Source organism: Bradyrhizobium sp. NBAIM08 (genome assembly GCF_020193935.1).
In the GTDB taxonomy this organism is placed as follows: domain Bacteria; phylum Pseudomonadota; class Alphaproteobacteria; order Rhizobiales; family Xanthobacteraceae; genus Bradyrhizobium; species Bradyrhizobium yuanmingense.
In genome coordinates this window covers 1-397 of record NZ_JADYVR010001069.1, presented here as the reverse complement: position 1 = coordinate 397, position 397 = coordinate 1, and the positions used below count along the sequence as shown (strand labels likewise).

General features: G+C 63.7%; 1 protein-coding gene. It reads right to left on the bottom strand.

The genetic code is table 11. From position 1 onward, the window contains the following. Positions 1-12 precede the first annotated feature (12 nt). A partial coding sequence (locus tag I6F37_RS43510; RefSeq protein ID WP_225154913.1) for a serine hydrolase occupies positions 13-397 on the bottom strand: 385 nt, incomplete at its 5' end.

Below are 397 nucleotides of genomic sequence, written 5' to 3'. Positions count from 1 at the left end.
GCAAAAGTTCCGCTACAGCTCGCGCGCTGCCAGGCTTGCGACCTTCGCAAGCGCGGCCTGCGATACGTCCATCGTTGCCGTCCCCTCGCTCGTATAGGCGGCGACTAGGATTGGCGCCCGACCGGGCGGCACGGCGATTGCTACGTCGTTCACGGCATTTCGCAGGCCAGTGCCGGTTTTATCACCGACGCTCCAGTGGGCAGGAAAGCCAGCGCGCAGGCGAAGCTTGCCGGTTTCGCAAGCGCGCATCCAGCCTATCAGTAGCACCCGGTGCTCGTCCGAAAGCGTCTGGCCACACAGAAGGTGACGCATGAGACCTGCCAAGGCCCGTGGCGACGTCGTGTCTCGAGAGTCGCCGGGCTTGTTGACGTTGAGCAGCGGTTCATTACGGTCTAGG